Annotated in this window: 25 protein-coding genes; 1 reads left to right on the forward strand and 24 read right to left on the reverse strand. The window is 44.8% G+C overall.

Going from position 1 to position 25,532, the window contains the following annotated elements; translation table 11 throughout:
* Positions 1 to 13: 13 nt before the first annotated feature.
* From MK409_RS05100 to MK409_RS05205, 22 genes are all read right to left on the reverse strand, one after another.
* Complete coding sequence (locus MK409_RS05100) at positions 14 to 1,288, reverse strand: hydroxymethylglutaryl-CoA reductase, degradative (protein ID WP_096408135.1); 1,275 nt, start codon at positions 1,286 to 1,288, stop codon at positions 14 to 16.
* A complete protein-coding gene (locus tag MK409_RS05105; protein WP_268705627.1) occupies positions 1,288 to 2,460 on the reverse strand; it encodes a hydroxymethylglutaryl-CoA synthase in 1,173 nt (390 codons plus the stop codon). Before MK409_RS05105 ends, MK409_RS05100 begins: the two co-directional genes overlap by 1 nt.
* Before the next feature lie 118 nt (positions 2,461 to 2,578).
* Positions 2,579 to 3,034, reverse strand: a complete 456-nt coding sequence (locus tag MK409_RS05110; protein WP_000176906.1) for a threonine/serine exporter family protein — start codon at positions 3,032 to 3,034, stop codon at positions 2,579 to 2,581.
* A 1-nt stretch (position 3,035) separates the two neighbouring features.
* A complete protein-coding gene (locus MK409_RS05115; RefSeq protein ID WP_070696594.1) occupies positions 3,036 to 3,794 on the reverse strand; it encodes a threonine/serine exporter family protein in 759 nt (252 codons plus the stop codon).
* Between the two features lie 87 nt (positions 3,795 to 3,881).
* Positions 3,882 to 5,783 carry a Stk1 family PASTA domain-containing Ser/Thr kinase gene (gene pknB / locus MK409_RS05120; protein WP_268705542.1) on the reverse strand — a complete coding sequence of 634 codons (1,902 nt, stop codon included), beginning with the start codon at positions 5,781 to 5,783 and terminating at the stop codon, positions 3,882 to 3,884.
* Positions 5,780 to 6,520 carry a Stp1/IreP family PP2C-type Ser/Thr phosphatase gene (locus tag MK409_RS05125; protein ID WP_000401534.1) on the reverse strand — a complete coding sequence of 247 codons (741 nt, stop codon included), beginning with the start codon at positions 6,518 to 6,520 and terminating at the stop codon, positions 5,780 to 5,782. The genes pknB and MK409_RS05125 overlap by 4 nt, the downstream gene beginning before the upstream one ends.
* A gap of 15 nt (positions 6,521 to 6,535) precedes the next feature.
* The gene (rsmB, locus tag MK409_RS05130; RefSeq protein WP_268705543.1) at positions 6,536 to 7,849 is read right to left on the reverse strand and encodes a 16S rRNA (cytosine(967)-C(5))-methyltransferase RsmB; all 1,314 of its coding nucleotides are present in this window, start codon (positions 7,847 to 7,849) and stop codon (positions 6,536 to 6,538) included.
* Positions 7,842 to 8,777 carry a methionyl-tRNA formyltransferase gene (gene fmt, locus MK409_RS05135; RefSeq protein WP_096408147.1) on the reverse strand — a complete coding sequence of 312 codons (936 nt, stop codon included), beginning with the start codon at positions 8,775 to 8,777 and terminating at the stop codon, positions 7,842 to 7,844. The genes rsmB and fmt overlap by 8 nt, the downstream gene beginning before the upstream one ends.
* A gap of 12 nt (positions 8,778 to 8,789) precedes the next feature.
* The gene (locus MK409_RS05140) at positions 8,790 to 11,186 is read right to left on the reverse strand and encodes a primosomal protein N' (RefSeq protein WP_268705544.1); all 2,397 of its coding nucleotides are present in this window, start codon (positions 11,184 to 11,186) and stop codon (positions 8,790 to 8,792) included.
* Positions 11,187 to 11,251: 65 nt separating this feature from the next.
* Positions 11,252 to 11,566: a DNA-directed RNA polymerase subunit omega gene (rpoZ, locus tag MK409_RS05145; protein WP_002874282.1), complete on the reverse strand. Its 315-nt coding sequence runs from the start codon at positions 11,564 to 11,566 to the stop codon at positions 11,252 to 11,254.
* Positions 11,567 to 11,590: 24 nt separating this feature from the next.
* Positions 11,591 to 12,217: a guanylate kinase gene (gene gmk, locus MK409_RS05150; protein ID WP_000775041.1), complete on the reverse strand. Its 627-nt coding sequence runs from the start codon at positions 12,215 to 12,217 to the stop codon at positions 11,591 to 11,593.
* 134 nt (positions 12,218 to 12,351) lie between these two features.
* A complete protein-coding gene (locus tag MK409_RS05155) occupies positions 12,352 to 13,965 on the reverse strand; it encodes a ribonuclease Y (protein ID WP_033606008.1) in 1,614 nt (537 codons plus the stop codon).
* A 203-nt stretch (positions 13,966 to 14,168) separates the two neighbouring features.
* Positions 14,169 to 15,266, reverse strand: coding sequence for a nucleotidyltransferase (locus MK409_RS05160; protein ID WP_268705545.1), 1,098 nt, complete (start codon positions 15,264 to 15,266; stop codon positions 14,169 to 14,171).
* Between the two features lie 9 nt (positions 15,267 to 15,275).
* On the reverse strand, positions 15,276 to 16,016 hold the full coding sequence (locus MK409_RS05165; RefSeq protein ID WP_268705546.1) for a class I SAM-dependent DNA methyltransferase: 741 nt from the start codon (positions 16,014 to 16,016) through the stop codon (positions 15,276 to 15,278).
* A 205-nt stretch (positions 16,017 to 16,221) separates the two neighbouring features.
* Positions 16,222 to 16,575: a ribosome silencing factor gene (rsfS, locus tag MK409_RS05170; RefSeq protein ID WP_001003009.1), complete on the reverse strand. Its 354-nt coding sequence runs from the start codon at positions 16,573 to 16,575 to the stop codon at positions 16,222 to 16,224.
* Entirely contained in the window at positions 16,576 to 17,169 is a 594-nt protein-coding gene (gene yqeK, locus MK409_RS05175; RefSeq protein WP_268705547.1) for a bis(5'-nucleosyl)-tetraphosphatase (symmetrical) YqeK, read from the reverse strand.
* Positions 17,169 to 17,798 carry a nicotinate-nucleotide adenylyltransferase gene (locus tag MK409_RS05180; RefSeq protein WP_000963696.1) on the reverse strand — a complete coding sequence of 210 codons (630 nt, stop codon included), beginning with the start codon at positions 17,796 to 17,798 and terminating at the stop codon, positions 17,169 to 17,171. Before MK409_RS05180 ends, yqeK begins: the two co-directional genes overlap by 1 nt.
* A gap of 51 nt (positions 17,799 to 17,849) precedes the next feature.
* Entirely contained in the window at positions 17,850 to 18,161 is a 312-nt protein-coding gene (gene yhbY, locus MK409_RS05185) for a ribosome assembly RNA-binding protein YhbY (RefSeq protein WP_000060169.1), read from the reverse strand.
* Between the two features lie 214 nt (positions 18,162 to 18,375).
* Positions 18,376 to 19,482 (reverse strand): ribosome biogenesis GTPase YqeH, encoded by a 1,107-nt coding sequence (yqeH, locus tag MK409_RS05190; protein WP_268705548.1) that lies wholly within the window; start codon positions 19,480 to 19,482, stop codon positions 18,376 to 18,378.
* A gap of 2 nt (positions 19,483 to 19,484) precedes the next feature.
* The gene (locus MK409_RS05195) at positions 19,485 to 20,012 is read right to left on the reverse strand and encodes a YqeG family HAD IIIA-type phosphatase (protein ID WP_268705549.1); all 528 of its coding nucleotides are present in this window, start codon (positions 20,010 to 20,012) and stop codon (positions 19,485 to 19,487) included.
* Between the two features lie 14 nt (positions 20,013 to 20,026).
* Positions 20,027 to 20,935 carry a magnesium transporter CorA family protein gene (locus MK409_RS05200; protein WP_049477879.1) on the reverse strand — a complete coding sequence of 303 codons (909 nt, stop codon included), beginning with the start codon at positions 20,933 to 20,935 and terminating at the stop codon, positions 20,027 to 20,029.
* A 57-nt stretch (positions 20,936 to 20,992) separates the two neighbouring features.
* Positions 20,993 to 21,553 carry a mechanosensitive ion channel family protein gene (locus tag MK409_RS05205; RefSeq protein WP_268705550.1) on the reverse strand — a complete coding sequence of 187 codons (561 nt, stop codon included), beginning with the start codon at positions 21,551 to 21,553 and terminating at the stop codon, positions 20,993 to 20,995.
* 179 nt (positions 21,554 to 21,732) lie between these two features.
* On the opposite strand from MK409_RS05205, the gene MK409_RS05210 reads away from it, so the two are divergent.
* Entirely contained in the window at positions 21,733 to 22,686 is a 954-nt protein-coding gene (locus MK409_RS05210) for an aromatic acid exporter family protein (protein WP_268705551.1), read from the forward strand.
* Between the two features lie 380 nt (positions 22,687 to 23,066).
* On the opposite strand, the gene MK409_RS05215 is transcribed toward MK409_RS05210, so the two are convergent.
* Positions 23,067 to 24,611: a peptide chain release factor 3 gene (locus MK409_RS05215; protein ID WP_268705552.1), complete on the reverse strand. Its 1,545-nt coding sequence runs from the start codon at positions 24,609 to 24,611 to the stop codon at positions 23,067 to 23,069.
* 144 nt (positions 24,612 to 24,755) lie between these two features.
* The gene (locus MK409_RS05220) at positions 24,756 to 25,448 is read right to left on the reverse strand and encodes a TIGR02206 family membrane protein (RefSeq protein WP_268705553.1); all 693 of its coding nucleotides are present in this window, start codon (positions 25,446 to 25,448) and stop codon (positions 24,756 to 24,758) included.
* Positions 25,449 to 25,532: the final 84 nt, after the last annotated feature.

A 25,532-nucleotide genomic window follows, 5' to 3' on the forward strand; every position in this document is an offset into this window, starting at 1 on the left:
CGTCTGAGTTTTTTTATGATCGTAAATTTTCCAGATAGCGCTGGGCTGTCTCTAAGTTAAAGGTTTTATCTGCGATGAGGCGCTCAACGAGGGGAGCAACCTCGGACTCACTAGCACCAGCTAGGAGAGCTAGGGATTTGGCCTGTAGTTTCATGTGACCTTGCTGGATGCCCGTACTTACTAAGGCTTTGAGGGCCGCAAAGTTTTGGGCAAGACCGATGGACACGATAATCTGAGCTAATTCTTTAGCAGAAGGATTTCCTAGTAGTTCATGACTAAGGGCTACACGTGGGTTGAGACCGATAGAGCCACCCTTGGTCGCTACCGGCATGGGTAGGGTCATCTCACCGACCAATTCTTCTCTTTCCATGTCCAGCGTCCATTGACTAAGACCTTGATAGCGTCCGTCTCGACTGGCAAAGGCATGAGCCCCAGCTTCGATGGCACGCCAGTCATTACCCGTGGCAATCAAAATAGCATCAATACCATTAAAAATCCCTTTATTATGGGTAGTCGCTCGGTAGGGATCAGCCTGCGCAAACTGGCTGGCCAAGGCTATTTTCTCCGCAATTTCTCGTCCTTGGTCCCTTTGGGGACTCAAGTAGCGAAAGGCGATACGACAGCTTGCTGTCACCAGAGAATCGGTCGCGTAGTTGGACAAAATTCCCATAAGACTTTGTCCTTGACTGAGTTCTTCTAAGACTGGCTTCAAGGCTTCCAGCATGGTGTTGAGCATATTGGCTCCCATGGCTTCCTGGGTATCGATATGGAGATAGACGACGAGAAAGTCTGTTTCTCCCTTAATCTGTTCCACATGCAAATCACGCGCCCCTCCACCACGTTTAACGATAGAAGGATAGGCTTGATTGGCAAGTTCCAAGAGTTCGGCTTTCTTACTGGCAATCTTCGCTTGCGCTTGTTCAGGATCAGCAACTTGATAAAGGGCTACCTGACCAATCATCTGGCGCTGATGAACCTGAGCAGTAAAACCGCCTGCTCGCTTGATGATTTTGCTGGCATAGCTAGCTGCAGCAACCACTGACGGCTCTTCTGTCACATAAGGAACTGTATAATCCTGACCATTCACCAAAAGTTCTGTAATGATCGAATAAGGCAGAGAAAAAGTTCCTACCACGTTTTCACTCAGCTGGTCTGCAATAGCCAAGCTGACTTGTTCATCCTGCTCTAGACTGGTTTGCTTTTCAGGACTAAGGAGCGCCTGAGCTCGCAACAACTCAAGGCGCTCATGGTATGATTTTTTAGAAAATCCATTCCAACTTATCTTCATTATTTTTCAACCTTGCTATAACGGCGTTGGTGGTCGACAATCTCCACCAAGGCATAGTCTTGATGTTCATAAGCTGCAAATTGGGCTGAACCAGATTCATCCAACTGAACCTCTTCGAAGAAGACTTTTTCATAGTCTGCAACGGATAGGACTGTACGTTGTTGGAGTTTGCTCAAGCGCTCTTTGTCGAGATAAGCTTCATAGCCTTCGACCAATTCACCACTAAAGAACTCTGAAACAGCTCCACTTCCGTAACTGTAGAGGGCAATTTTATCGCCAGCCTTCAAAGTCTCTGCATTTTCTAAAAGGGAGAGGAGACCGAGGAAGAGGGAACCTGTATAGATATTCCCAATCATCTGACTGTAGAGAATGGACTTATCAAAGTTTTCTTGCAGACTATCCTGCTTCTCCTGAGAAAGAGTCTTGTCCATCATCTTGCGCAAGCCTTTTAGGGCCAGCTTAGGATAAGGCAAGTGGAAACAGATGGCCGCAAAGTCACCCATGGTCCAATCGTAACGCTTCTTGTATTCGTCCCAAGTCGTCATGAGACTGTCCAGATATTGCTGGGTTGAATAAACACCATTGACATAAGGAGTGCTTGAATAGTTCGGACGCCAGAAATCCATGATGTCGCGCGTTTGAGCAACGTTATCATTGTTAAAGGCCATGATGCGCGGATTTTGAGTGATCAACATCGCCACACTTCCAGCACCCTGAGTTGGCTCACCCGGAGTCGCCACACCATACTTGGCAATATCACTGGCAATGACCAAGACCTTGGATTCTGGAGAATTTTCCACATGTAACTTGGCATAATGAAGGGCAGCTGTTGCTCCATAGCAGGCTTCTTTGATTTCAAAGCTACGGGCGAAAGGCTGAATGCCTAACAGACCATGAACAAAGACCGCTGCTGCCTTACTCTGGTCAATTCCTGACTCGGTCGCCACGATGACCATGTCGATTTCTTCTTTATCTGTATCTGTGAGGATAGAGTTGCTGGCACTAGCAGCCAAGGTAACAATGTCCTCAGTCAGTGGTGCAATACTAATTTCATTTAACAAGAGTCCCTTGCTAAATTTTTCGGGGTCAACTCCCCTCGCTTCTGCTAGGTCTTGTAATTTCAAGACATATTGACTGGTCGCAAAACCAATCTTATCAATACCGATTGTCATATTTACCTCTGTTTTTTCATTCATTGTAAAAAATCGTTTCATTCTATTTTATCACAAATAGGGGCAAAAGAGAGAAAAAAGACTTGATTCAACAAATCAAGTCTTTGCTTTGACTGCATTAGGAAGAGATTCCTCGTTGTTTTCGGATGTAGTAATAAAGCTTTAAAATCACCGTTCCACTTGCCATCCCGATAGAAATGACCAGAGCCAACATAACCACTAGAGTCGCGCTGGCAAGGGCATGACTGTAATCGCCTGTCACAAAGAAAGCTGTCGTCCGATAGGATAAATAACCTGGCACCAAGGGGGCAAGAATGGCCAAGACAAATACCACCGCTGGTGTCTTATAGACAATACTTAAAATCTGACTGATACAAGATCCAACCACCGCCGCGATAAAGGTCGCAACGATGACATTGGTCGGTTCTTTTAGAACAAGATAGAGGAGCCAAACGCCCATTCCCAAAATACCACCAGGTAGGAGCATGGAGCGTTGGACATTCAGTACGATTAAAAAGGTGATAATGGCGAGTAAACTCGCCACCGCTTGGAGTAAAATACTTGTTAGAGTCATCTTATGTCATCAAAACCAGGGCGACCGAAGTGCCGGCCCCTAAAGCGAGGGTAATGAGCAGAGATTCAAACATCTTGCTCATACCAGAGTTGATATGATTGGTCATGATATCCCGAACCGCATTTGTCAGAGCAATCCCTGGAACAAAGGGCATGACCGCTCCTGCTATAATCAGGTCTGCTGTGGAAGGAAATCCAGTGTAGCGGGCCCAGAACTGGGCAATCAAGCCAAAAACAAAGGCACCCGCAAAGGCTGTTACAAAAGGAATTCGGATAAACTTCTCGACGTAGAGAGAGAAGGCAAATCCAAATAAAGTCGCAATAGCCGCACCAAAAGCGTCATAGACATTGCCCCCAAACATAATCGAGAAGAAAGGGGCACTGAGGGTCGCTGCTACGGTCACTTGGAACTTGGTATAAGGAAGGGCTTGATTGCCGATTTCTTTCAGCTTTTTAAAGGCTGTCGAGAGATCAATCTGCCCTCCGACAAGCTCCCGTGATACTTGGTTGACATCACAGACTTTTTCAATGTTATAAGAGGATGAGGTTACCCGTTTCATCCGAGAAATATTGGTATTTTCGATAGAAAAGAAAATAGCTGCGGGCATGGCAAGTACATTGCAATCCATAATCCCTTGTGAATGGGCAATACGAATCATGGTATCCTCAACCCGATGAATCTCCGAACCACTTTTCAAGAGAATGGTTCCAGCTAACATAATGACATCAATGACGGCATTCAACTCTCTCGATTCGTCCATTTTCTCCTCCTTTTTTCTACTCCCTATATTTTATCACAAAATCTTGTTAAAAAAAATCTTTGTCATGATTTCATGACAAAGATTCGTTTAATCTCGAGAACTTTCGCGGTTTCCTTCATTGTTTGGTTGATTCGTTGGAGGATTATTACCTTGTTGATTTCCTTGCTGGTTCCCTTGATTTGGTGTTGTTGTAGAACCCTGGTTCCCTCGTTGAGCAGGGTTAGAGGATGAAGTTGACGGCGGTGTTTTCGGTTTGTAAATCGAAATCTTGATACGCGTGCTAGCAAGGTCAACCTTTTCACCAGCTTTTGGCGTTTGATCTACAACCGTACCCTCTGCTGTTCCTTCAGGAGCAGTCGATACTTCAATAACCTCGATATTAGCCTCTTTTACTCCGACAATCTGAGTCAGATTATTCTTAGTAAATTCGAGACTTGAACCGATGTAGCTAGGCATGCTGACACTGGTCACCTTCTTGGCAACTGTTAAGGTAATCGTGGTGGCTTTTGAAAGGTCATAAGTCGAACCCGAAGCAGGAGTCTGTCTGAGGATAGTTCCAGGTTCGCTTTCGCTGGATTCTTCCTCTTCCATCTTGATTAGATTTTCAGGAACCTTCTTCTCCTTGAGTTCAGCTACGACATCCGTATACTTACGTCCGACATAATTGCTCAATTGGAAGGATTGCTTACCAGAAGAAACAATCAAATTGACCTTGGTTCCTTCTTTTCGGCCACTACCAGCTTCTGGATCCGTTCGAATAACACGTCCTTCTGCTACTGTATCGCTGGCTTCTGACTTTTCTTCACCGGCTTCAAACTTGGATTTTTTAAGAGTTTCCTTAGCCTCTGCAACGGTTTGTCCAGCTACGTTAGGAATAGCAATCGTTGCTGGTGTCCTTGACAAAATCCAGACCAAAGAGGCTGCAACCAATAGAAGACTAGCCAAAAGAATCATATAGCGAGCCTTAAACTTCCGTTTCTTGGCTGGCTTTGGTGCAGGTGCTGGCTCAGCGACTGGTTGAGTTGCTTTCTTTGGCTGAGGACGCTCTTCCTGCGCAGGCGCTTTAGGAATAGACGTCAGTGTACTTTGTGGAACTTTAGGCAAGGTCTTGGTATCTGCCTTGCTGGCATCATCAAAGACCAATTTTGGTTCATTTCGGCGATTGTAGGACAAACTACTCGATAAATCTACATACATCTCCGAAACAGACTGATAGCGATCCGTCAATTTCTTGGCCGTTGCCTTGATGACAACATTTTCTAAAGCCTGAGGGACAGATGGATTTTCAGCAATGACTGATGGAAGTGGCTTCTGGAAATGCTGGAGAGCAATCGTAACTGCACTATCCCCATCGTAAGGAATGTGACCAGTCAGCATCTCATAGAAGATAATCCCCATTGCATAGATATCACTCTGAAAAGTCGCTTTAGAACCACGCGCTTGCTCAGGTGACAAATAATGAACGGAACCCAGCATCGAGTTTGTCTGAGTCAGACTGGTCTCCGCAAAGGCTACTGCAATCCCAAAGTCCGTGACCTTGGCTGTTCCATCAGGTGTCAGTAGGATATTTTGAGGTTTCAAATCGCGGTGAACAATACCTCTAGTATGGGCTAAGCGCATCGCCAAGAGGATTTGTCCCATGATTCGAACCGCTTCTTCATTTGAAAGAGGATGGTGTTCTTTGATATAACGCTTGAGGTCAAGCCCTGCTACGTACTCCATAGCTAGGTACTGTTGACCTTCTTCCTCACCAATATCTGTTATCCGAACGATATGAGGATGGTCCAGATCTGCCATAGCCTTCGCTTCACGCTGGAAACGTGCTACAGCAATCGGGTCTGTCTGGTAGTTGGTCCTCAGGACCTTGACCGCCACTTCTTCCCCGTCTAGGATCAAATCCTTGGCCAGGTAAACATCTGCCATGCCCCCTCGACCAATCTGTTTGATAATCCGATACCGCCCGGCAAAAATCTTGCCGATTTGGATCATTCTGCTTCCTCCTCGTTCATGTAAACAAGGGCAACCGTAATGTTGTCTAAACCTCCTGCATTGTTAGCGAAACGAATGAGGGTTGCCGCCTTGTCTGCTAAGGAAATATCGCTGGTTACGATATCATAAATCTCGCTGGCCGAAATCATATTGGTTAGGCCGTCACTGTTGAGCAGGAGATAATCCCCTGACTCCAGTGTAATCATTCCAAAATCTGGTTGAATCTCATCTTTTTGTCCGATGGACTGAGTGATGATATTTTTTTGGGGATGCGCTTCAGCTTCTTCTGGAGTCAACTGGCCAGCCTTGAGCAATTCATTGACCAAGGAATGGTCACTGGTCAACTGGTGGTACTCTTCTCCACGAATCAAACCAATACGAGAATCTCCAATATGAGCATAGATAGCTTGGTTGTCAATAATAGCCATAGCTTCTAGCGTAGTTCCCATACCTTTGTAATCTTCGTCCTGACCTAGTTGATGAATTTTTTGATTTTCAATCTCTAGGTAGTGGGCAAACCACTCACGAACTTCATTGACTGAGTCGATTTGGGTATCCACCCAAGCCACGCCGAGGTCTGTTACCGCCATTTCACTAGCGATATTTCCTGCACGGTGCCCTCCCATCCCGTCAGCCAAGAGGATCATAGTGCGTCCTGCTCGGTTGACAAAGTGATTGACATAGTCTTGGTTATTTGTTCGTTTCTGACCAACATCTGTTAATAATGCTATTTCCATTGTGTCAGTTCCTTCCTAATCTGATATCTTACGAAATTGGCTAATGAAGAATCCATCACTTCCATACAATTCTGGAGTAATCAGGATACAGCCATCTTTCAGGATATCCTTGCATTCGTGTTCTAGTTTAACCTGCTCGAACTCGGGATGACTTTCTAAAAACGCCTCAACGACTTGAAAGTTCTCCTCAGAGACAATAGTACAGGTACTATACGTTATTATACCACCTTTTCGTAGTGTTTGACAAACACTACCTAATATTTCCAGCTGAATTTCCTGCAATGACGTGAAATCTGCCGTTTCTTTATTGTATTTGATATCTGGTTTGCGGCGCAAGAGGCCGATTCCAGAACAAGGGGCATCTACTAAAATCTTATCAAAAGAGTCTTTTTCAAAAAACTCATGCACTTTTCTGGCGTCCAATTTTTGCGTTTGCACCCGATCTGCGACCCCCAAACGTTGGGCGTTTTCTTGGATCAAGTCCAACTTATGATCATACAAGTCCAGAGCAGTAACCTGACCTGTCATGAGATAAGAAGCCATATGGGCTGTTTTCCCACCCGGAGCTGCACAGGCATCTAGGACCTGCTCATGGCCTTGCAGATCAAGAGTGGGAGCAACCAATTGACTGGACTCGTCTTGGATGGTAATAGCACCCTCTGAAAACAAATCATGTCCCGCAAAGTGTCCCTGCTCCTTGACCAAACCAGAAGCAGCCAAAGGTGAATCACTCGCCTCTAACACGGCTTTGATTTCCTCCTTTCGACTCAAGTCGGTCACTCGGATGCTGGCTTTGTTGCGCACCAAGAGGCTTTCAAAGATGGCTTGGGCTCGCTCTTCGCCGTATTCTTCCTTAAGTTTAGACACGAGCCAAACTGGGATAGAATAGGCAATGGAATCACGCTTATTTTTGCGTTTGATGCTGTCAATATCTGGCCAGCCTTCTCGCAAAATACGACGAAGGACGGCGTTGACCAATTTTTCACTGCCTTTTTTACGGGCTTTGGCTAGCTCTACCGCTTCATTGACTACAGCGTGATTAGGAATCTTATCCAGATACCGAAGTTGGTAGGCACTCATGAGAAGAAGAACATAGAGCCAGTTATCTAGCTTGTCTCGATCTTGGATAAAGTGGGACAGGTACCATTCTAAGGTGAGTTTGCGGGCTACCGTTCCGTAGACAATCTCAGTCACCAAACCCTTGTCTGCTGCTGAAAGTTGACTGCCCTTGAGGTGTTTATTTAAGGCAATATTTGAATATGCTTGGTTGACAAAAACATCCTCTAACACTGCTAGAGCTAGATTTCTAGCCGTTTCTACTTTAGTCACCAAATCGTTCTCCTACAGTCAATGTCCGTCCAACTCCGTTGAGGAAGGAAGCAATGTCCATCTTAGGCTTACCTGCTGGCTGGACTTGCTTGAGAGACAGAGCTCCTTCAGCCGTTGCGACGATCAAGTCCTTCTTGCCAATTGAGAGGATCTCACCTGGATTTCCCTGACCTTCTACTGGTAGGGCTTCATAAATCTTAAAGCGGTCACCCTTGAGAAAAGTGTGGGCAACAGGCCATGGGTTCATCCCTCTGATTTGGTTGAAGAGTTGGCGATTGGTTTTAGTCCAATCAAGTTTCTCTTCTTCTGGCTTAATATTTGGCGAGAAAGTGACTTGACTAGAATCTTGTGGTTCAGGTTGTATTTCTCCTGCTAGGTAGCCAGGTAGTGTATCCAAGAGTAAATCACGGCCAACGATTGCCAATTTCTCAAACAAGGTGCCGACATTGTCCTCATCTGTGATGGGAATACTGCGACGGGAAATCATATCACCTGCGTCCATCTCCTTGACCATTTCCATGATAGTCACACCAGCTTCCTCATCCCCTTGAATCAAGGCATAATGAATGGGGGCGCCACCACGGTGTTTGGGAAGAAGGGAGGCGTGAACATTGACCGCAAAGTCCATGCTATCAAGGAGTTTGCTTGGGAGAAACTGCCCAAAAGCAGCGGTCACAATCCCATCCGCTCCTAAATTCATAATAGCTTCCAGCTCTAAGCTTCCAGATAATTTTTCAGGTTGGTAGATAGGAAGATTTGCTTCTTTGGCAGCCTGCTTGACTGGGGTTTCTTGGATTACTTTTTTACGGCCGACAGCACGGTCTGGCTGGGTTACAACAGCTAGAATCTCGTAACGATCATCTGATAACAACCCCTTCAAAACTGTCGCTGAAAAATCGGGAGTTCCCATAAAGATTAGTTTTGTCATTTCTTCTCCTTCTTATAAAAATTGCTGCGGTTCGTGGTCAATGCTGAGACGAAGCTTGCTATTTTCCCGTTCTTGAGTCAAGGCCAAGACCTGGTTGAGGGTTGGTCCCAGCTCATCTTCTAAACGGTATTTAATCAAAATCTGGTAATGGTAAAGGTTGTGGGTGCGAGCAATGGGTTTTGGTGTCGGTCCAAGGATTTTACTAGTTTCCGATAAACCTGAGCGCAAAATTCCCATGACTTCATAGGCACGTTTGACAACCTCTTCTTCTTTCTTGTGAGAGAGGGTAATCCCAATAGTGAAATAATAAGGCGGATAGCCGAGTTGGCGCCTGATACTCATTTCATAGGCGTAAAAGCCTTCGTAGTCTTGGTCTTTGGCAAATCGAATGGCATAGTGATCAGGATTGTAAGACTGGATCAAGACCTGCCCAGCTTTTTCCGCACGACCTGCCCGACCAGCCACCTGAGTTAAGAGTTGGAAGGTTCTCTCGGAAGAACGAAAATCAGGCAGATTCAAGGCCGTATCCGCATTGAGCACTCCAACCAAAGTCACATTTGGAAAATCCAAGCCCTTGGCAATCATCTGAGTTCCCAACAAGATGTCTGCTTCCCCTCGGCCAAACTGGTCAAGAAGAGCTTGGTGACTCCCCTTCCTGCGGGTCGTATCCACATCCATCCGCAGAATGCGAGCCTGAGGAAAGAGCTCTGCTAGCTCATCATAGGCTTTCTGAGTCCCCGTCCCATAGTAACGAATACTGCGGCTCTGACAGTTGGGACAGACATGAGGAATTCCCTTGGAAAAGCCACAGTAATGGCAGTTCATGGTCTTGGTATCCATGTGGAGAGTCAGAGAAATATCACAGTTGGGGCAGCTATCTACCGTCCCACACTCCCGACACATAACAAAGCTAGAATAACCCCGACGATTGAGCATGAGGACTACCTGCTCTTTTTTATCCAGACGTTCTTTGATGGCCTCTAGCAAAGGGGGCGTAAAGTTTGATGTCTCATTCTGCCCGATATAGTCCCGAAAGTCAATCACTTGAACCTCAGGAATAGTGGCTAAAGGATTGGCCCGTTGGGTTAGACGTAAGTGGTGATAGACACCTTTTCCAGCTCGCGCACGACTCTCTAAGCTCGGTGTAGCCGAACCAAGGACCAGGGCCGCTTGATTGTACTGGGCCCGTAGAATAGCGACTTCTCTCGCATGATAACGAGGATTGCTGTCTTGCTTGTAGCTGGCTTCATGCTCTTCATCGATAATGATGACACCCAGATTTTTCAGAGGAGCAAAGATTGCTGATCTAGCGCCAACGACAACTTGAGCATCTCCACGCTCGACCTTGCGCCATTCATCGTACTTCTCACCATTAGACAAGCCTGAGTGAAGGATGGCTACTTTCTCGCCGAAACGAGCAATAAAACGTTCCGTCATCTGTGGCGTCAGGGAAATCTCAGGCACCAGCAAAATGGCTGTCTTGCCCTTGTCCAGGGCTCCTTGGATAATCTGCAAGTAAACCTCTGTCTTCCCACTTCCTGTAATCCCTTGAAGTAGGAAAGGAGGTTGCTGACTGCCAATAGCACTGATAACAGCATCGCGAGCTTGTCTTTGCTCTTGGTTCAGCTCCAAAGGTCTACTTGATTCAATGCCTTCGAAATAAGCAGCTGAACGTTGCACTTCCTTTTGGACTAGGGTTAGAGCTCCTTGATCCACAAAAAAGTTGACTTGCTCCCTCGAATAAGACTCTAACAAGCTAGCCAGAGGAGCACTTTCAGGATGAGACAGCAGATAGTCTCTCAGCTCTGCCTTTTTCTTAGCACGCGCAGAAATCTCAATCTTCTCTAGTCGAGTAGCATCAACCTCATACCAAGACTGGGTCTTGACCTTCTTCTGATCGACAGCCTGGTATTCTAGGCGGAGCAGCCCTTTTCTGGTCAAGCGCATCATTTCTGCCTGTTTGGCCAAATCTAGAGATGAAAAGGCTAGCGAATCTTCTGAACCAAACAAGCGCTCTTTGTCTGCCTGACTCAGGCCTTCTAGAGGATAGAGAATCTTATCATAGCTGGAGTTTAAAAATCCTGGAAGCATGGCTTTTAGAATGGAGATCTTGTAAGAAAAGACTGACTTACGAAGCTCCTCAGCCAGCCAGAGTTGCTCCTGGGTCAAGACGGGCGAAAAGTCTAGGACTTCTGCAATCTCTTTCAAATCCTGATCTGCCACTTCTTCATCCAACTGGGACTCCAAGCCTAGCACAATCCCTTGGATCAAACGATTGCCTTTGCCGAAGGGGACATGGACCCGCATACCGACTTCCAGCATCTCTACAAATTCCTCTGGAACCTTATAACTATAGGACTGGTCCGTTTGCATCAGCGGAACATCCACGATAATCTTTGCGATCGCCATCTTCTCACCTCCTCCTTGTCAGTAAATTCTTGCAATAGAAAAAATAAGATTGAGTCCCCCCAACCTTAAATTTTTTCACCATCTTCTTTTTCTTTAGCGATTTGCTCTTTGATTTTCTTTTCTTCTTCTTCTTTGCGGCGTTTTTCTTCTTCGATACGGAGACGAACCGCTTCACGTTTTCCTTCTGGATCTGGGTGAATCGTAACGTTTCCAGACTCGATTTCTTCTAAAGCACGAAGAGTTGATTTTTCAGACTTAAACTCTTGAGTTGCTGGCGCGCCTGCTTCTAGTTCGTGGGCACGCTTTGCTTCCAAGATTACGAGTGAATATTTTGATGGTACCTTGTCCAGCAAGGTATCGATAGAGGGTTTTAACATCATTTGCTTGTACCTATTTCCTATAGTTTATCGAGTGGTTGGAGATTTTGGCAACATCTCCTGATAGTGACCAATGACACGGTCCACACGGAAGTGTTCTGCTTCGATCACACGCTTGACACGTTCAGCAGCGAGGGGCACCTGATCGTTGACAATGGCATAATCATACTCACGCATGAGAGCAATTTCTTCCTTGGCTTTTTCGATTCGTTGGGCAATCACTTCCGCACTATCTGTTCCACGACCTACCAAACGATCTTGCAATTCATCCAAATCTGGTGGCGTTAGAAAGATAAAGACAGCATCTGGAACCTTTTTCTTAACCTGAAGAGCTCCCTGGACTTCAATCTCAAGAAAGACATCGATTCCCTTATCTAGGGTTTCATTGACATAGGTTAGAGGAGTTCCATAGTAGTTACCGACATATTCTGCATATTCCAACATCTGACCTTGACGGATTAGCTCTTCAAACTCTTCACGAGTACGGAAGAAATAGTCCACTCCATCCACTTCACCAGGACGTTGTGCACGCGTCGTCATCGATACAGAGTATTGAAATTGATTCTCAGAACTCTCAAAAATCTCTCTTCTAACCGTTCCTTTCCCAACTCCTGAAGGACCAGAAAAAACGATTAGCAAGCCTCGGTCTGCCATTATGTCTCCTTTAGTTAGTCTGTGAAATAAAGTGAAATTTCTCTCGGATACTGATGATAAGGTCAGTTATCCTTCTACAGTCTTTCTATCTAGTGTAACAAAAAAGCAGTAATATTTCAACTGCTCTTTCTTATTTATTTAGCATAATCTACTGCACGAAGTTCGCGGATCACGGTTACCTTGATATTTCCTGGGTAATCGAGATTGTTTTCAATTTTCTCACGAACTTTGTGAGCCAAGATTGTGACTTTGTCGTCTTTGATTTGTCCTGGATTAACCATGATACGGATTTCACGTCCTGCTTGAAGGGCAAAGCTATTTTGCACCCCTTCAAAGCCATTGGCGATTTCTTCCAAGTCATGGAGACGCTTGATATAGCTTTCAAGAGATTCACTACGAGCACCTGGACGCGCTGCACTCAAGGCATCTGCTGCAGCAACGATCACCGCAATGACGCTTTCGGCTTCGACATCGCCGTGGTGGCTAGCAATCGTATTCACCACAACTGGATGTTCCTTGTACTTACGAGCCAACTCCGTACCAATCTCAACGTGGCTACCTTCAACCTCGCGGTCAATAGCTTTCCCGATGTCGTGAAGGAATCCAGCACGACGGGCAAGAGCTGCATTTTCACCAAGTTCACTCGCGATGATACCAGATAACTTAGCAACCTCAATCGAATGACGCAAGACATTTTGTCCATAAGAAGTACGGAACTGCAAACGTCCCATAATCTTCATCAAGTCTGGATGAAGGTTTGGCGCACCAATCTCATAGGCAGCAGCCTCACCATATTCACGGATTTTATTGTCAATCTCTTGACGGTTTTTCTCCACCAACTCCTCGATACGAGCTGGGTGGATACGGCCATCCTTGAGCAACATTTCCATGGTCATACGAGCAATTTCACGACGAATCGGATCAAATCCTGACAAGGTCACCACTTCCGGTGTATCGTCGATAATTACATCAACCCCTGTCAAACTTTCAAAGGTACGAATATTTCGACCTTCGCGTCCGATAATGCGTCCCTTCATGGTATCGTCTGGTAGGTGAACTGTCGAGTTTGTTGACTCCGCTACATACTCACCAGCGATACGCTGCATAGCCTGAACCAAGATATCTTTGGCAATCTTGTCTGAACGCTCCTTCACTTCTTGCTCAGCCTCACGAATGCGGCTAGCAATTTCCTTGGTCAAGTTTTCCTCTGTTTGAGCCAAGATAATATCTCGAGCCTCAGTTTGGGAAAGGGAACCGATACGTTCAAGTTCAGCTTCTTTTTGTCTTTCGACTTCCTCTAATTGCTCTTCACGTGCATCAAGGTTTTTTGCTCTATCAGAAATACTTTGTTCTTTTTGTTCAAGTGTTTTTTCTTTGTTCGTCAAATTGTCGTCTTTGCGGTCAAGGCTCGTAGCTCTCTCCGTCAAACGACTTTCAATTTGCTTGAGCTCCTGACGTTCTGACTTAAATTCAGCGTCCACTTCTTCACGGTATTTTCTGGCTTCCTCTTTGGCCTCCAATAGTGCTTCTTTTTTAAGAGACTTGCTTTCGCTCTTGGCTTCATTTAGCAATAAATCCGCTTCGCGCTCAGCTTGTCCTCGTAAATTAGTTGCTTCTTGTTCAGCATTTAGAAGCATCAACTCTGCAGCCTCTTGAGATGATTTCATCTTAGCTGAGATGCTGACATATCCAATGACTAAACCAATGATGACGGCAAAAACAGCAATCGCAAGTGTCATGATTTCCATGTTTTTACCTCATTAAATTTGTTTATCGAATGACATACATTCCTTAATATTCTATCATAAAAAACCGATTTTCACAAACCCAAATTGAAGAGTTTTGTGTGAATTTTGGAAGAAAGCTCTGAAATCGCCAAACAAACTTTCTAACACTTAAAAATGACATTTTCATTAAAAAATACAATAAAAAAGCCCACCTTTCAGTAGACTTAGTTTGTTTCTATTCTAATCGGAACCCTGCCAAAACTCTGGTCTGCGATGCTTGGGTGTCCTAGTTGGTAAATCTGGTCTGCTTTTTGGGTCATATCATCCCAAGGTTCTTTGCCAATTCGGCTGACTAGATGGACCTGCTCTTTCAGAGACTTGAGATGTTGTCTGCCTTTTTCTGTAAATCCTAGGACATGGATGGCTTCTGGCAAGTCGCTTTCTCTGGCCTGCACCAGGATATAGGTCAAAAGGCGTCTGACACGCGCTTTGGTGTATCGCTTGGTGGCAACCGCCTCGACCAATTCGTCAACAGACTGAGCCTTCTTGATAGCTTCCTTGATGCGCACAGCCATTTCTTGATTGACCTGATAGATGGTCGTTAGGTCTGGATTTGACAAGATTTGATAGCGGAGCAAGGGAAAATAGTCATCCCAACTCACCTTACTGGACTGCTCAAAGAGAGCAACAGAAGGCATAAAGCGTTCTAAGAAATCTTTGTCCCTCTGGTGCTGACGGAGGGCTGTCGCCGAGGCGAAGTCCACATCCTTGTCCACAGAATGATACCCCGCTCCCTGACGCTGAATCGGCTCAAGCTTGATGTTGCGTCCTGCAACCGCCTTGGCATAGGCCAGAGCAAGGACATGATTGGGCGTGTTGCCTGAAAAATCAAGACCTGCAAATTCCTTCCACATGGCTTGGGTTTTCTGGGGATAGGAGAGAGAGTCAGGAAGATTTTCCACAAATTTCTCCATCTCAGTACCTTGCTCTGTGTATAAGTCAGCGATTTTTTGATAATCCAGAACTTCTTCTGTCCCAAAAGCCAGCCTATCAATGCCCAACCAAGTCAAGATATCCACAGCCCCTTGACCAAAGAAATCCGCCGCCTGAACACTGACTAAAAAGGGCAATTCCACTACCAAGTCTGCGCCATTTTCCAGAGCCATCTGGGCCCGAGTCCACTTATCTACAATAGCAGGCTCTCCGCGTTGCATGAAATTCCCAGACATGGCCACAATTTTCAGTCCCTCTGCCTGATCCAGCAGGTATTTGTGCCCATTATGAAAAGGATTGAACTCCGCAATAATACCTGTGATGGTCATGATAATCTCCTACTTCCGCGCGACAAAAAACCAACGGGTGCTAGTTTCTGTAGGCTCCTTGTCCTCAAAGTCCGCATAGAGTTTGAAGGACTTAAATCCAGCCTGTTCCAGCAAAACATCATAGGTCAGGACCTCATAGGTCCGTTCCTCATGCACTTCATCATGGCGACTAAAAGAGCCGTCTGCTTCCTTGACGAAAAAGGTCAACTCATGCACTATAGAGTGAGGTGCTGCGTCCTCGTAGGTATCCCAGAGCATGGCAAAATCTTCTGCATTTTCATGGTAAGAATAGCCTGGAAAAACCTCATCTGTCTGGTAGGTCGAATGCACATCAAAAATAAACACCCCATCTTCGTTAAGGGCATTATAGACTTCTTTGAAAACGTCCCCTACTTCCACCTCATCCTGCATGTAGCAGATTGAGTCCGAATAACATGTGACAAAATCATATTTACCCGCCTTGGATAAATCCAGCATGTTGCCTTCAATAAAATCAATCTTTTGCTTAGCTGAAGCAGCTCTCTTTCCCGCAATCTTCAGCATATCTGCACTCAAATCAAGTCCTGTCACATCAAAGCCAGCCTGAGAAAAGCGGACAGACTGGATACCTGTTCCACAAGCCAATTCCAAGAGTTTCTTTCTCTCCTTGGTCTTAGGCAAATGACGCAGGGAAAAATCCGTCCATTTGTCGTATAAACTATCATCCATCACAGCATCGTAAACAGCCGCAAAGGTTTCATATGTCGCCATAATTAAGATACAAAGAGCGTTAAAAGCAAAGAGAAAATAGGAATCTTACCGATGTAGCGTCAGATACAAGGGGAGTTAATCTTTTTCTCACTGCTTTTAGCTCGTGTTCAGTTTCGAGATGAACAAAACACGACGCCCTCACCTTTCCATCAATTTCTTTTAAAATAAGCAAAGAAACCCAGTTGACTACAACTGATTTCATCTCCTATGCCAAGGCTTCTGAAATGTCTACTGAATCCGCCTCATGCCATAGTTTTTCTAGGTTATAGTGGGCACGCATTTCTTCTGAGAAGATATGCACGACGACACCACCGAGGTCTAGCAAGACCCAGCCTCCAGCTGCATCACCTTCTACATGGCTGCCTTTAACACCAGCTTCGGCTACTTTTTCACGGATATTATCAGCGATAGCGTCCAACTGACGGCTATTCATCGAGCTAGTGATAACAAAGTAGTCCGTCACGCTGGTCAAGTCTTGTACATCAAGTGCAAGGATGTCCTCCGCACGTTTCTCATCTGCCGCTTTCACGACTAGTTCTAGTAATTCTTTTTCGTTCATTTAGTCCTCTTTCAAATAGTGCACAAAGGCGTTATAGGTTTCAAGGGTTTGGGGATAGATGGGAAATCCCTTATAAGCTAGATGCTCCACAGTGCGAGCTGTCTCATAGGCCACTGCCTTATTGAGCGATGAACTTGCAATCTCACGCGCCTGGTCCACTCCAGGGAAGGCACGATTGTGCTCGATGTAGTCTGCTACATAGATGACCTTGTCTAAGTCTGTCATCTGACCAGCCCCGACTGTATGGATTTCAATAGCTCGCAGGATTTCAGAATCTTGTAAATTCAAATCTTCTTTGATTTTATAAATTCCGACCATACCATGCCAGACATTATTGCCCCAGTTTTTGAGGTCAGGGTCTAGCTGATAACGGTCAATCAAGTTTAGAAATTCCTGATCTGACAATTTTTTAGCATAGTCGTGGAGAAGTCCTGCTAGGCCTGCTTTCTCACTATCCACACCAAAGCGCTGAGCCAGCTCTATGGCTGCACGCTCCACACCCAAGCAATGAGTTAAGCGTTTTGCAGGTAGAAGCTCTGCCATTCTTTCCAACAAAGCCTCACGGGAACAGTTGATATAGTCTTGATAGGCCATCAGTAGAGCCCCTCCTTCTCGATGTAGTCTAGCACTGGCTGAGGTAGGAGAAAGTTAGGTTTCCGACCTTGGGCAAGGAAGTCACGCACCATGCTCGACGAGATGTCCATGAGAGGCACATCCACCCAGATAACTGGATAAGAAGTTCCTGCCTTGTAGCGTGGGCGCTGGACTCCCACAAACTGAACCATGTCGACTAGCTCATCAATTCGGTACCACTTAGGCAGATAGTCCACCATGTCCGCACCGATAATGAAGTAATAATCCGTATCTGGATGTTGCTCTGTCAAAATCTTCATGGTGTCGTAGGTGTAGGAAATGCCCTTGCGCTCTAACTCAATGGTTTCAATGGCTAGGCCTTCAATCCCCTCAATCGCCAACTCAAGCATCTTAAGACGGTGGTGTTCAGGGATGGTTTCTTTTTTGTCTACATGAGGTGGCTGGTATTCAGGCATGAGCAGGACCTGATCCAGTCCTAACTGTTGTCGTACTTGATCCGCTACAACAAGATGGGCATGGTGAACAGGGTTAAAATTCCCTCCTAAAATCCCAACTTGTTTGCGTTTTTTCTCCTTGATTTCTGGCTCCAACTCTACCTTGGTAAAGGGAGTCAATAATTCAATTGCCATAGGCTCGTCTTCCTTTAATTCTCTGTAAAAACAGTTGTTTGGAGTAGGTGTTTAGATTTCTTTAACTTTCTTGGAAATCTTGCGATTTTCTTTCTTGCTGGATTGTTTAAACAAGATCAAGATGCGTCCGATTTTTTGGACAGTATCCACACCGATTTCTTCTTCCAAGATTTCAGCTACTTCGTGGATGTTTTCATCTGTGTTTTGCAAGAGAGTAACCTTGATCAATTCGCGGGCGTCTAGAGCTTGACGAACACTGGTTTTGATTTGGTCGTTGAGACCATTTTTTCCAATTTGGATGATGGGTTTGAGGGTGTGTGCCTGGCTGTTGAGGAAGGCACGTTGTTTTGATGTTAATGACATAATTCATTTAAAAGAGTTTCTTTTTATACTTTTCTGAAGTGGTGACGGACGTCAGCAAAGTCCTTCGGACTTTCATGACTAAAATTTGAGTCTAAGGTCTCAAATTTTCCGCAATTGGTACAATCACTTGTACCAACTGACACCACGGCGAAAAGTATTATCCATGGGGCTCGCAATGCTCGCCTTAATAAAGACAACCCTTTCCTTTCTGTGTTTAAATAATTGCTTTTCGTGTGACGACTGCGACGCCTTCTGGTGCCCAGACAGCGACTTTTGCACTTCCTGTTACACGAATCCAGCCGAGTCCTGAGATGACTAGGTCTGTTTTGTCCTTGATAGTAAATACATGCTGGACTAGTTTTGGAAAGTCTTCTTTTTCCTTGCTATTTGGTGGCGTTAAAAAGGTTCCGAGGTGCTTGTCGTAAAAGGCACTCGCTCCTTCGAGCTTGGTACGGTGGAGTTTTAGTTCATTGTCAAAGAAGGCTGTAAAACCTTGCTTTTCTCCTGCAATAAAGTCAAAGCGTCCGAGACCACCTAGAAACAGGGTTTGTTCAGGATTGAGCTGATAGGTTTTGGGCTTGATTTCCTTTTTAGGACTGACATACTTGAGGTTTTTAGCCGTCAAGTAGTGGGCCATCTGGTGGCGGTGGATAATCCCCGGTGTGTCGTAAATATAAGATCCGTCATCAAGTGGGATCTCAATCTTGTCCAAGGTTGTCCCTGGGAAGCGCGAAGTCGTGATGACATTCTGGTCACCCGTGATTTCTTGGATAATGGCATTGATAAGGGTTGATTTTCCTACGTTGGTCACACCGACTACATAGACATCACGGCCCTTTCGGTAGTGCTCGATTTTGTCAATGACTTCCTTAATGGCATGCTTGTTTTGGGCTGAAGTCAGGACGACATCCACAGGGCGAAGACCTTCTTCGTGGGCACGTTCCATGAGCCATTGGCTAATCTTGCCCGGTTTAACAGACTTGGGCAGGATATCTTTTTTATTTCCGACCAAGAGGACATCATTACCCGATACAAAGCGTGGCAAGCCTGGGATGACAGAACCATTAAAGTCAAAAATATCAATGACATTGACCACCAAGGCATCACTGTCCCCCACCTCGTGCAAGAGTTTGAGGAAATCATCGTCCGTCAACTGGACATCTGTAATTTCATTGTAATGACGGAGACGGAAACAGCGTTGGCAATAGACTTCGCCTGTCTCCAACCCTTTTTCGAGTGCCGACTGGGGCGTAAATCCAAGACCAGCCTTGTCTGTCGTCTGAATGGTTGCTCCACAACCAATACAGAGAATTTCTTCCATAGTTAGATTCCTTTTTTATATGTAATCGGTCCGTACTTTTCAGTAATTTGCTTCATGACACGGCGCTCGCGAGCTCGGTTGATCTGCGTTTTGATGGAGTCGTGTTGGACCAAGGGTTTGACCAAGATTGAGCGAATGCCTGCACGGTGGGCTGCTCGTATATCCGTCATGAGTTGGTCGCCGACCATGACCACTTCATTTTTCTCATAGTGGAATTCCTTCATGGCACGGTCAATCCCAAATGTGAAAGGCTTTAAAGCCCAATAAACGTAATCAATACCAAATTTCTCAACTGCTCGTTGGACCCGTTTTTTGGTATTATTTGATACCACGATGATGCGAATACCTGCATCCCGAAGGTCATGTAGCCATTGTTTCATCTCTGGCGTCCCATCAGGGTTGTTCCAAGCAATGAGGGTATTATCCAAATCGACCAAAACAGCCTTGATACCCTGCGCTTGCAGGCTTGGGACTGTCAGATCATAGACTGCTTCCACAGCAAAATTTGGCATATAGTTTTCAATCGCCATCCTGACTCCTTTTCTTAACTTTTTTTCGCAATTTTTCTCAAAATCAATGACAAAACCAGCCATAAGACTGCACTAGCCAAGCTGATATAGACCCAAGCATAGGGCTCATCTGTGAAGGGGAGGGGAACATTCATCCCGAAAAAACCCGTCACTACTGCCAAGACTGCTAGTAAAACTGAAATAATGGTCAAGGTTGTCAAGTTATCATTCAGGTTATTATTCAAAATGTTGTTGTAAGAGGCTGATAGTTGTTGCAGAACTTGAGAAATCAAATCGGTCATCGAAACCAGCTGGTGAGCCTCAATCATGGCATCATCAAACTGTTCTCTCTCAACTTCGTTAAATCTGCGATAAAGGGCATGTCCTTGGATATGTTCTAGCAACATGCGATTTTGCTTGGCAGCCGCTGTCAGATAAACCATACCAGTCTCCAAGTCGGAAAGGGCAAAGAGGTTTTTCTTAGTCGTTCGCTGACGCAAGAGGCCGTTGACCTCATCCTTACTCTTATCCATCTGTTCGATGACAGGATAGTAGGCATTGCTGATGATTTCCAGACTAGCAAAGAGAAATTTGTAAATAGAAAGCATATCATGACTCTCTAAATAACGTGTCATCTGTTCAATCACATAGGCATTTTTCTTATTGCTAATCGTAATCAAGCGATGATGTTCAACGATAAAGGTCATGGGAAAGGCTTCATAGTATTCCTTGTCCTTTTTCAAATCCAATACATTGTAGATAAAGGTGACGGTTCCACTTTCGCGGTGGTAGTCCATGTGGGCGCGCTCGTTTCTATCCAGTGCGTATTCGATGGTTTCCTTGTCCAATCCATAGATTTCAGAGAGATCTTCTAGTTTTTTCAATTTTCCCAAATCTAGGTTAATCCAAGTGCATCCATTGCCCAACTGCTTTTCTACAAACATATTTTCTCCTTTACCAAACTCTTTCTATTGTACCACAAATCTACCAAAATAGCAGACCTACTCTGTGCGGGAAAAGTTGCTGACAACAGTGATATTTCGGTTGGGAACAAAGTGAAGGGCTTGGTCTTCACTTCGAAGTTGGGTCGTACGGATTCCGACACTGACAACCTTGCCAGATACGGTAATCGGTCCATTTGTCAGAACCACCTCGTCGCCCACATCAAGCTGGCGTTCAAAGAGGATGAAAAAGCCATTGATGACATCGGATAGAAAGCCTTGAGCTCCCATCCCAATGGCAACCCCAGCAATTCCTGCCCCAGCAAGGAGGCTGGAAACTGGCAAACCTAAAATGGACAGGATACAGTAGATTAAAAAGAAATAAAGGGTATAGTTAAAGATATTCTCAAGCAAACGAGAAATAGTCTTCTGTCTACCTGCATCTCGATTTGACAACTTGAGCGAGGGCTTGACAATCTTTCGGACAGTCGCATGGAGGATCTTTTTGGCTATATAAAATAGAAGGATAAGAATCAAAAGAGAGATCAACTTGGTCAAAAGATTCTCTAATAAGCCTGTGAGATCCAATTTGTCAAGATAACGTTGAAAAAATTCTTGCATACAAAACTCCTTTTTCCTATTATACCATAACTTATCTGAAGACTATTCCCTATAAATATTCAAATTTCATTTGATTATTTAGTCAAATCTTGATTTTATGGCATATTTATACTATAATCAACAAAAGCGTGGGATTTGCTCCTTTCCGCTCTCTATTATCAACTTTTTAGGAAATTCTCATGTCTATCACCCAACGTACGACAAAACTGATCTTGGCGACCTGCCTTGCTTGTTTTCTCGCTTATTTTTTAGATTTATCATCAGCGGTTTCAGCTGGCATTATCGCCCTCTTAAGCCTTTCTGACACGCGCAGAAGTACGCTAAAATTGGCCCGTAACCGCCTCTTTTCCATGCTCCTAGCGCTCGCTATCGGCGTTCTAGCCTTTCAGCTGACCGGCTTTCACATCTGGAGTCTAGGCCTCTATCTGGCTCTCTACGTGCCTCTTGCTTACAAAATGGGCTGGGAAATCGGCATCACACCTAGCAGTGTCTTGGTCGGTCATCTCTTGGTACAGGAGTCTACTTCTCCAGCTCTCTTGCTCAATGAAGTGCTCTTCTTTCTCATCGGGACAAGCTTTGCTCTGTTGGTCAACCTTTACATGCCCTCTCGGGAAAAGGCCATTCACAGCTATCACCTTCAGGTCGAAGAAAAGTTAAAAGACATCCTGCTTCGCTTTAAATACTATCTGTCGAGGGGAGACGGGCGCAATCAAGCCCAACTCGTTGACGAATTAGATAGCCTTCTTGAGGAAGCCCTCAAGCTGGTCTATTTGGACCACTCGGACCACCTCTTTCACCAGACGGACTACCACATCCACTACTTTGAGATGAGACAGCGACAAAGTCGTATCCTGCGAAATATGGCCCAGCAGATCAATACCTGTCATCTGGCTGCAAGTGAGAGTTTGATTTTGGCCCAGCTCTTTTCTAAGATCGCTGCCCAGCTAAGCCAGACCAATCCTGCTCATGACCTACTTGATGACATCGAACGCTATCTGCAAGTCTTCCGCAATCGGAGTCTCCCTAAAACACGCGAGGAGTTTGAGACCCGAGCCACCCTCCTGCAGCTACTACGCGAAGCTGAAACCTTTATCCAGGTCAAGGTCGATTTTTACCGAAAATATAAAATCTAACAAAAAGCAACGGAGAGATTATTCCGTTGCTTTTTCTATTAAAATCTATAATTAAATTATCTTATCTTATGATTCAAACTATATTGTGTACTCTATCTATTATGTATTCAATTTGGTTGATTGTAATACTAGAGGATTTATGCAATCCGCTATAGCGATTTCTGTCACTTTACACTACGACACGGAGTTTGGCAAATCGATTCTATTTGCCAAACGTAGGTAGTAAGGCAGGTTGCTAGCCCTCTCACTACCCGTTACGACGTAAAGTTTTACGAATCGATAATATTCGTAAAACTTTACTAGTGGAGCGCCTAGCCAAGTTCCATAGAAACTTGGCGTTAGTTACTTAGATTGTTACACAATCAAGTAACTTTGGCGATTTACATCTTTTCTTCCAACTCTACGTCTGGGTACTTATCCGCAAACCAGCGGAGGGCAAAGTCATTTTCAAAGAGGAAGACAGGTTGGTCGAAGCGGTCTTTTGCCAAGATATTGCGGCTTGATGACATGCGCTCGTCTAGGTCCTCTGGCTTGATCCAACGGACTGTCTTCTTACCCATTGGAGTCATGACAACTTCAGCATTGTACTCACCTTCCATACGGTGCTTAAACACTTCGAACTGGAGTTGGCCGACAGCACCCAACATGTACTCGCCAGTTTGGTAATTCTTATAAAGCTGGATGGCTCCCTCTTGTACCAACTGTTCCATTCCTTTGTGGAAGGATTTTTGTTTCATGACATTCTTAGCAGAAACTTTCATGAAAATCTCTGGAGTAAAGGTTGGCAGTGGTTCAAACTCAAACTTGTTTTTCCCAACAGTTAGCGTATCTCCAACTTGATAGGTACCCGTATCATAAACCCCGATAATATCTCCAGCCACGGCATTGGTCACATTCTCACGACTTTCCGCCATAAACTGGGTAACATTAGACAGTTTAGCACCCTTACCAGTACGAGGCAGATTGACACTCATACCTCGCTCAAATTCACCTGAAACGATACGGACAAAGGCAATGCGGTCACGGTGTCGAGGGTCCATATTAGCTTGGATTTTAAAGACAAATCCAGAGAAATCCTTGTCATAAGGATCCACAATTTCGCCATCTGTTTTCTTGTGTCCATGTGGCTCTGGAGCAAATTTCAAGAAAGTCTCAAGGAAGGTCTGCACACCAAAGTTAGTGAGGGCTGACCCAAAGAATACCGGAGTCAAATCACCTGCAAGAATAGCTTCCTCCGAGAATTCATTTCCTGCTTCATTTAAAAGTTCAATATCCTCTTTGACTTGTTCATAGAATGGGTTGCTAGCAAAGAGTTTGTCGCCATCTTCTAGGCTGGCAAAACGCTCATCTCCTTTATAGAGTTCCATGCGTTGGTTATAGAGGTCGTACAAGCCTTCAAAGGCTTTCCCCATCCCGATTGGCCAGTTCATTGGATAACTTGCAATACCTAAAACTTCTTCTAGTTCTTGTAAGAGGTCCAGTGGCTCACGACCATCACGGTCCAGCTTGTTCATAAAGGTAAAGACTGGAATACCACGGTGCTTCACAACCTCAAACAATTTCTTGGTTTGAGCCTCGATACCCTTGGCAGAGTCCACGACCATGACCGCAGCATCCACCGCCATCAAGGTACGATAGGTATCTTCTGAGAAGTCCTCGTGCCCTGGAGTGTCTAGGATGTTGACGCGTTTGCCGTCGTAGTCAAATTGCATCACAGATGAAGTGACCGAAATCCCACGTTGTTTCTCGATATCCATCCAGTCAGACTTGGCAAAAGTCCCTGTTTTCTTCCCTTTTACAGTACCAGCCTCACGAATCTCGCCCCCAAAGTAGAGCAACTGCTCAGTAATGGTTGTTTTCCCCGCGTCCGGGTGGGAGATGATGGCAAAGGTACGGCGTTTCTTAATTTCTTCTTGAATAGTCATATCTTCTCTTTCTTTGATTTTCTATTTTTAGTTGTTTCAGTAGTTAAGAATAATTTTTACATTGGATTTTACTATTCCTTTCAACTTACCTATTATAGCGAATTTCAGGGAGTTTTTCAATTGCTCATCCGATGAAAAGGCAAGCTAGAGCACAGATTGAGCCTGATTTCTCTTTTTCCACCGTTTTTTAAACAAGATATCAAAAAGAACCAGTGCCAGTGAGAGGATGACGGACACAAGAAGGTATTTTAGCCACAAGGGAGCATCTGGAATAAAAGGTGTCTTGTTTAAGAGACCATAATTTCCACCCGTCACCTGATTAACCCCAACTAGAAAGAGATTGAGGATAAAGGTATAGGCTACAATCATATATTTCTTGAGCAGACTCTTGTCATAGTGATTCATCAAATAGACCAAGGAGTTGACCAAGAGAGCATAGTGCCCAATCAAAAATGAAAAACTGGTAATATGGGGGAAATCATAGGGGTCAAAAACCGGGTAAACCAAGGCAAAGACAGCTCCACTTGCTCCTAAGAGGGCAAAATATTGCTTGCTCCGCCATTTATCTGGCAAGAAAACCACCGCAAACATAGCTAAACGGCAATGATAAAAAGGGAGACTATTAGAAAAGGGAATCCCAAAACCAACATACCAGCTATATAGGGCTAGTAACTGGAGGATCTGAATCCCCTTAAACAAGCGGACAAATTTCGGATTTTTGTGATAAGCAAGTGCTCCATAAATACAAAGCACTAATAGGAGCATCATAATCCCATACCAAAAGAGCGAAATGGGAGGAGGAACCGTTTGAGATCTAGTGATAAATTGATGGAACATATTTCTATCCTAATTCTTATTTTTTCTTTTCTCTAGTTTAACCATTATAGCGAATTAAAAGCGATTTTTCAATTTCTATTTCTT

Source organism: Streptococcus oralis, assembly GCF_026782375.1.
In the GTDB taxonomy this organism is placed as follows: Bacteria; Bacillota; Bacilli; order Lactobacillales; family Streptococcaceae; genus Streptococcus; species Streptococcus oralis_CL.

What these genes read in the sequence shown, in the direction of transcription:
- MK409_RS05220 (WP_268705553.1), bottom strand. Translation starts at nt 25,448, where the DNA reads ATGTTCCATCAATTTATCACTAGATCTCAAACGGTTCCTCCTCCCATT.
- fmt (WP_096408147.1), bottom strand. Translation starts at nt 8,777, where the DNA reads ATGACAAAACTAATCTTTATGGGAACTCCCGATTTTTCAGCGACAGTT.
- MK409_RS05105 (WP_268705627.1), bottom strand. Translation starts at nt 2,460, where the DNA reads ATGACAATCGGTATTGATAAGATTGGTTTTGCGACCAGTCAATATGTC.
- yqeH (WP_268705548.1), bottom strand. Translation starts at nt 19,482, where the DNA reads ATGGAAGAAATTCTCTGTATTGGTTGTGGAGCAACCATTCAGACGACA.
- MK409_RS05155 (WP_033606008.1), bottom strand. Translation starts at nt 13,965, where the DNA reads ATGGAAATCATGACACTTGCGATTGCTGTTTTTGCCGTCATCATTGGT.
- yhbY (WP_000060169.1), bottom strand. Translation starts at nt 18,161, where the DNA reads ATGTCATTAACATCAAAACAACGTGCCTTCCTCAACAGCCAGGCACAC.
- yqeK (WP_268705547.1), bottom strand. Translation starts at nt 17,169, where the DNA reads ATGGCCTATCAAGACTATATCAACTGTTCCCGTGAGGCTTTGTTGGAA.
- MK409_RS05180 (WP_000963696.1), bottom strand. Translation starts at nt 17,798, where the DNA reads ATGGCAATTGAATTATTGACTCCCTTTACCAAGGTAGAGTTGGAGCCA.
- MK409_RS05205 (WP_268705550.1), bottom strand. Translation starts at nt 21,553, where the DNA reads ATGCAAGAATTTTTTCAACGTTATCTTGACAAATTGGATCTCACAGGC.
- MK409_RS05165 (WP_268705546.1), bottom strand. Translation starts at nt 16,016, where the DNA reads ATGGCGACATATGAAACCTTTGCGGCTGTTTACGATGCTGTGATGGAT.
- MK409_RS05200 (WP_049477879.1), bottom strand. Translation starts at nt 20,935, where the DNA reads ATGTTTGTAGAAAAGCAGTTGGGCAATGGATGCACTTGGATTAACCTA.
- MK409_RS05160 (WP_268705545.1), bottom strand. Translation starts at nt 15,266, where the DNA reads ATGACCATCACAGGTATTATTGCGGAGTTCAATCCTTTTCATAATGGG.
- MK409_RS05100 (WP_096408135.1), bottom strand. Translation starts at nt 1,288, where the DNA reads ATGAAGATAAGTTGGAATGGATTTTCTAAAAAATCATACCATGAGCGC.
- rsfS (WP_001003009.1), bottom strand. Translation starts at nt 16,575, where the DNA reads ATGAACGAAAAAGAATTACTAGAACTAGTCGTGAAAGCGGCAGATGAG.
- MK409_RS05210 (WP_268705551.1), top strand. Translation starts at nt 21,733, where the DNA reads ATGTCTATCACCCAACGTACGACAAAACTGATCTTGGCGACCTGCCTT.
- MK409_RS05215 (WP_268705552.1), bottom strand. Translation starts at nt 24,611, where the DNA reads ATGACTATTCAAGAAGAAATTAAGAAACGCCGTACCTTTGCCATCATC.
- rpoZ (WP_002874282.1), bottom strand. Translation starts at nt 11,566, where the DNA reads ATGATGTTAAAACCCTCTATCGATACCTTGCTGGACAAGGTACCATCA.
- pknB (WP_268705542.1), bottom strand. Translation starts at nt 5,783, where the DNA reads ATGATCCAAATCGGCAAGATTTTTGCCGGGCGGTATCGGATTATCAAA.
- gmk (WP_000775041.1), bottom strand. Translation starts at nt 12,217, where the DNA reads ATGGCAGACCGAGGCTTGCTAATCGTTTTTTCTGGTCCTTCAGGAGTT.
- MK409_RS05195 (WP_268705549.1), bottom strand. Translation starts at nt 20,012, where the DNA reads ATGGCGATTGAAAACTATATGCCAAATTTTGCTGTGGAAGCAGTCTAT.
- MK409_RS05115 (WP_070696594.1), bottom strand. Translation starts at nt 3,794, where the DNA reads ATGGACGAATCGAGAGAGTTGAATGCCGTCATTGATGTCATTATGTTA.
- MK409_RS05125 (WP_000401534.1), bottom strand. Translation starts at nt 6,520, where the DNA reads ATGGAAATAGCATTATTAACAGATGTTGGTCAGAAACGAACAAATAAC.
- MK409_RS05110 (WP_000176906.1), bottom strand. Translation starts at nt 3,034, where the DNA reads ATGACTCTAACAAGTATTTTACTCCAAGCGGTGGCGAGTTTACTCGCC.
- MK409_RS05140 (WP_268705544.1), bottom strand. Translation starts at nt 11,186, where the DNA reads ATGGCGATCGCAAAGATTATCGTGGATGTTCCGCTGATGCAAACGGAC.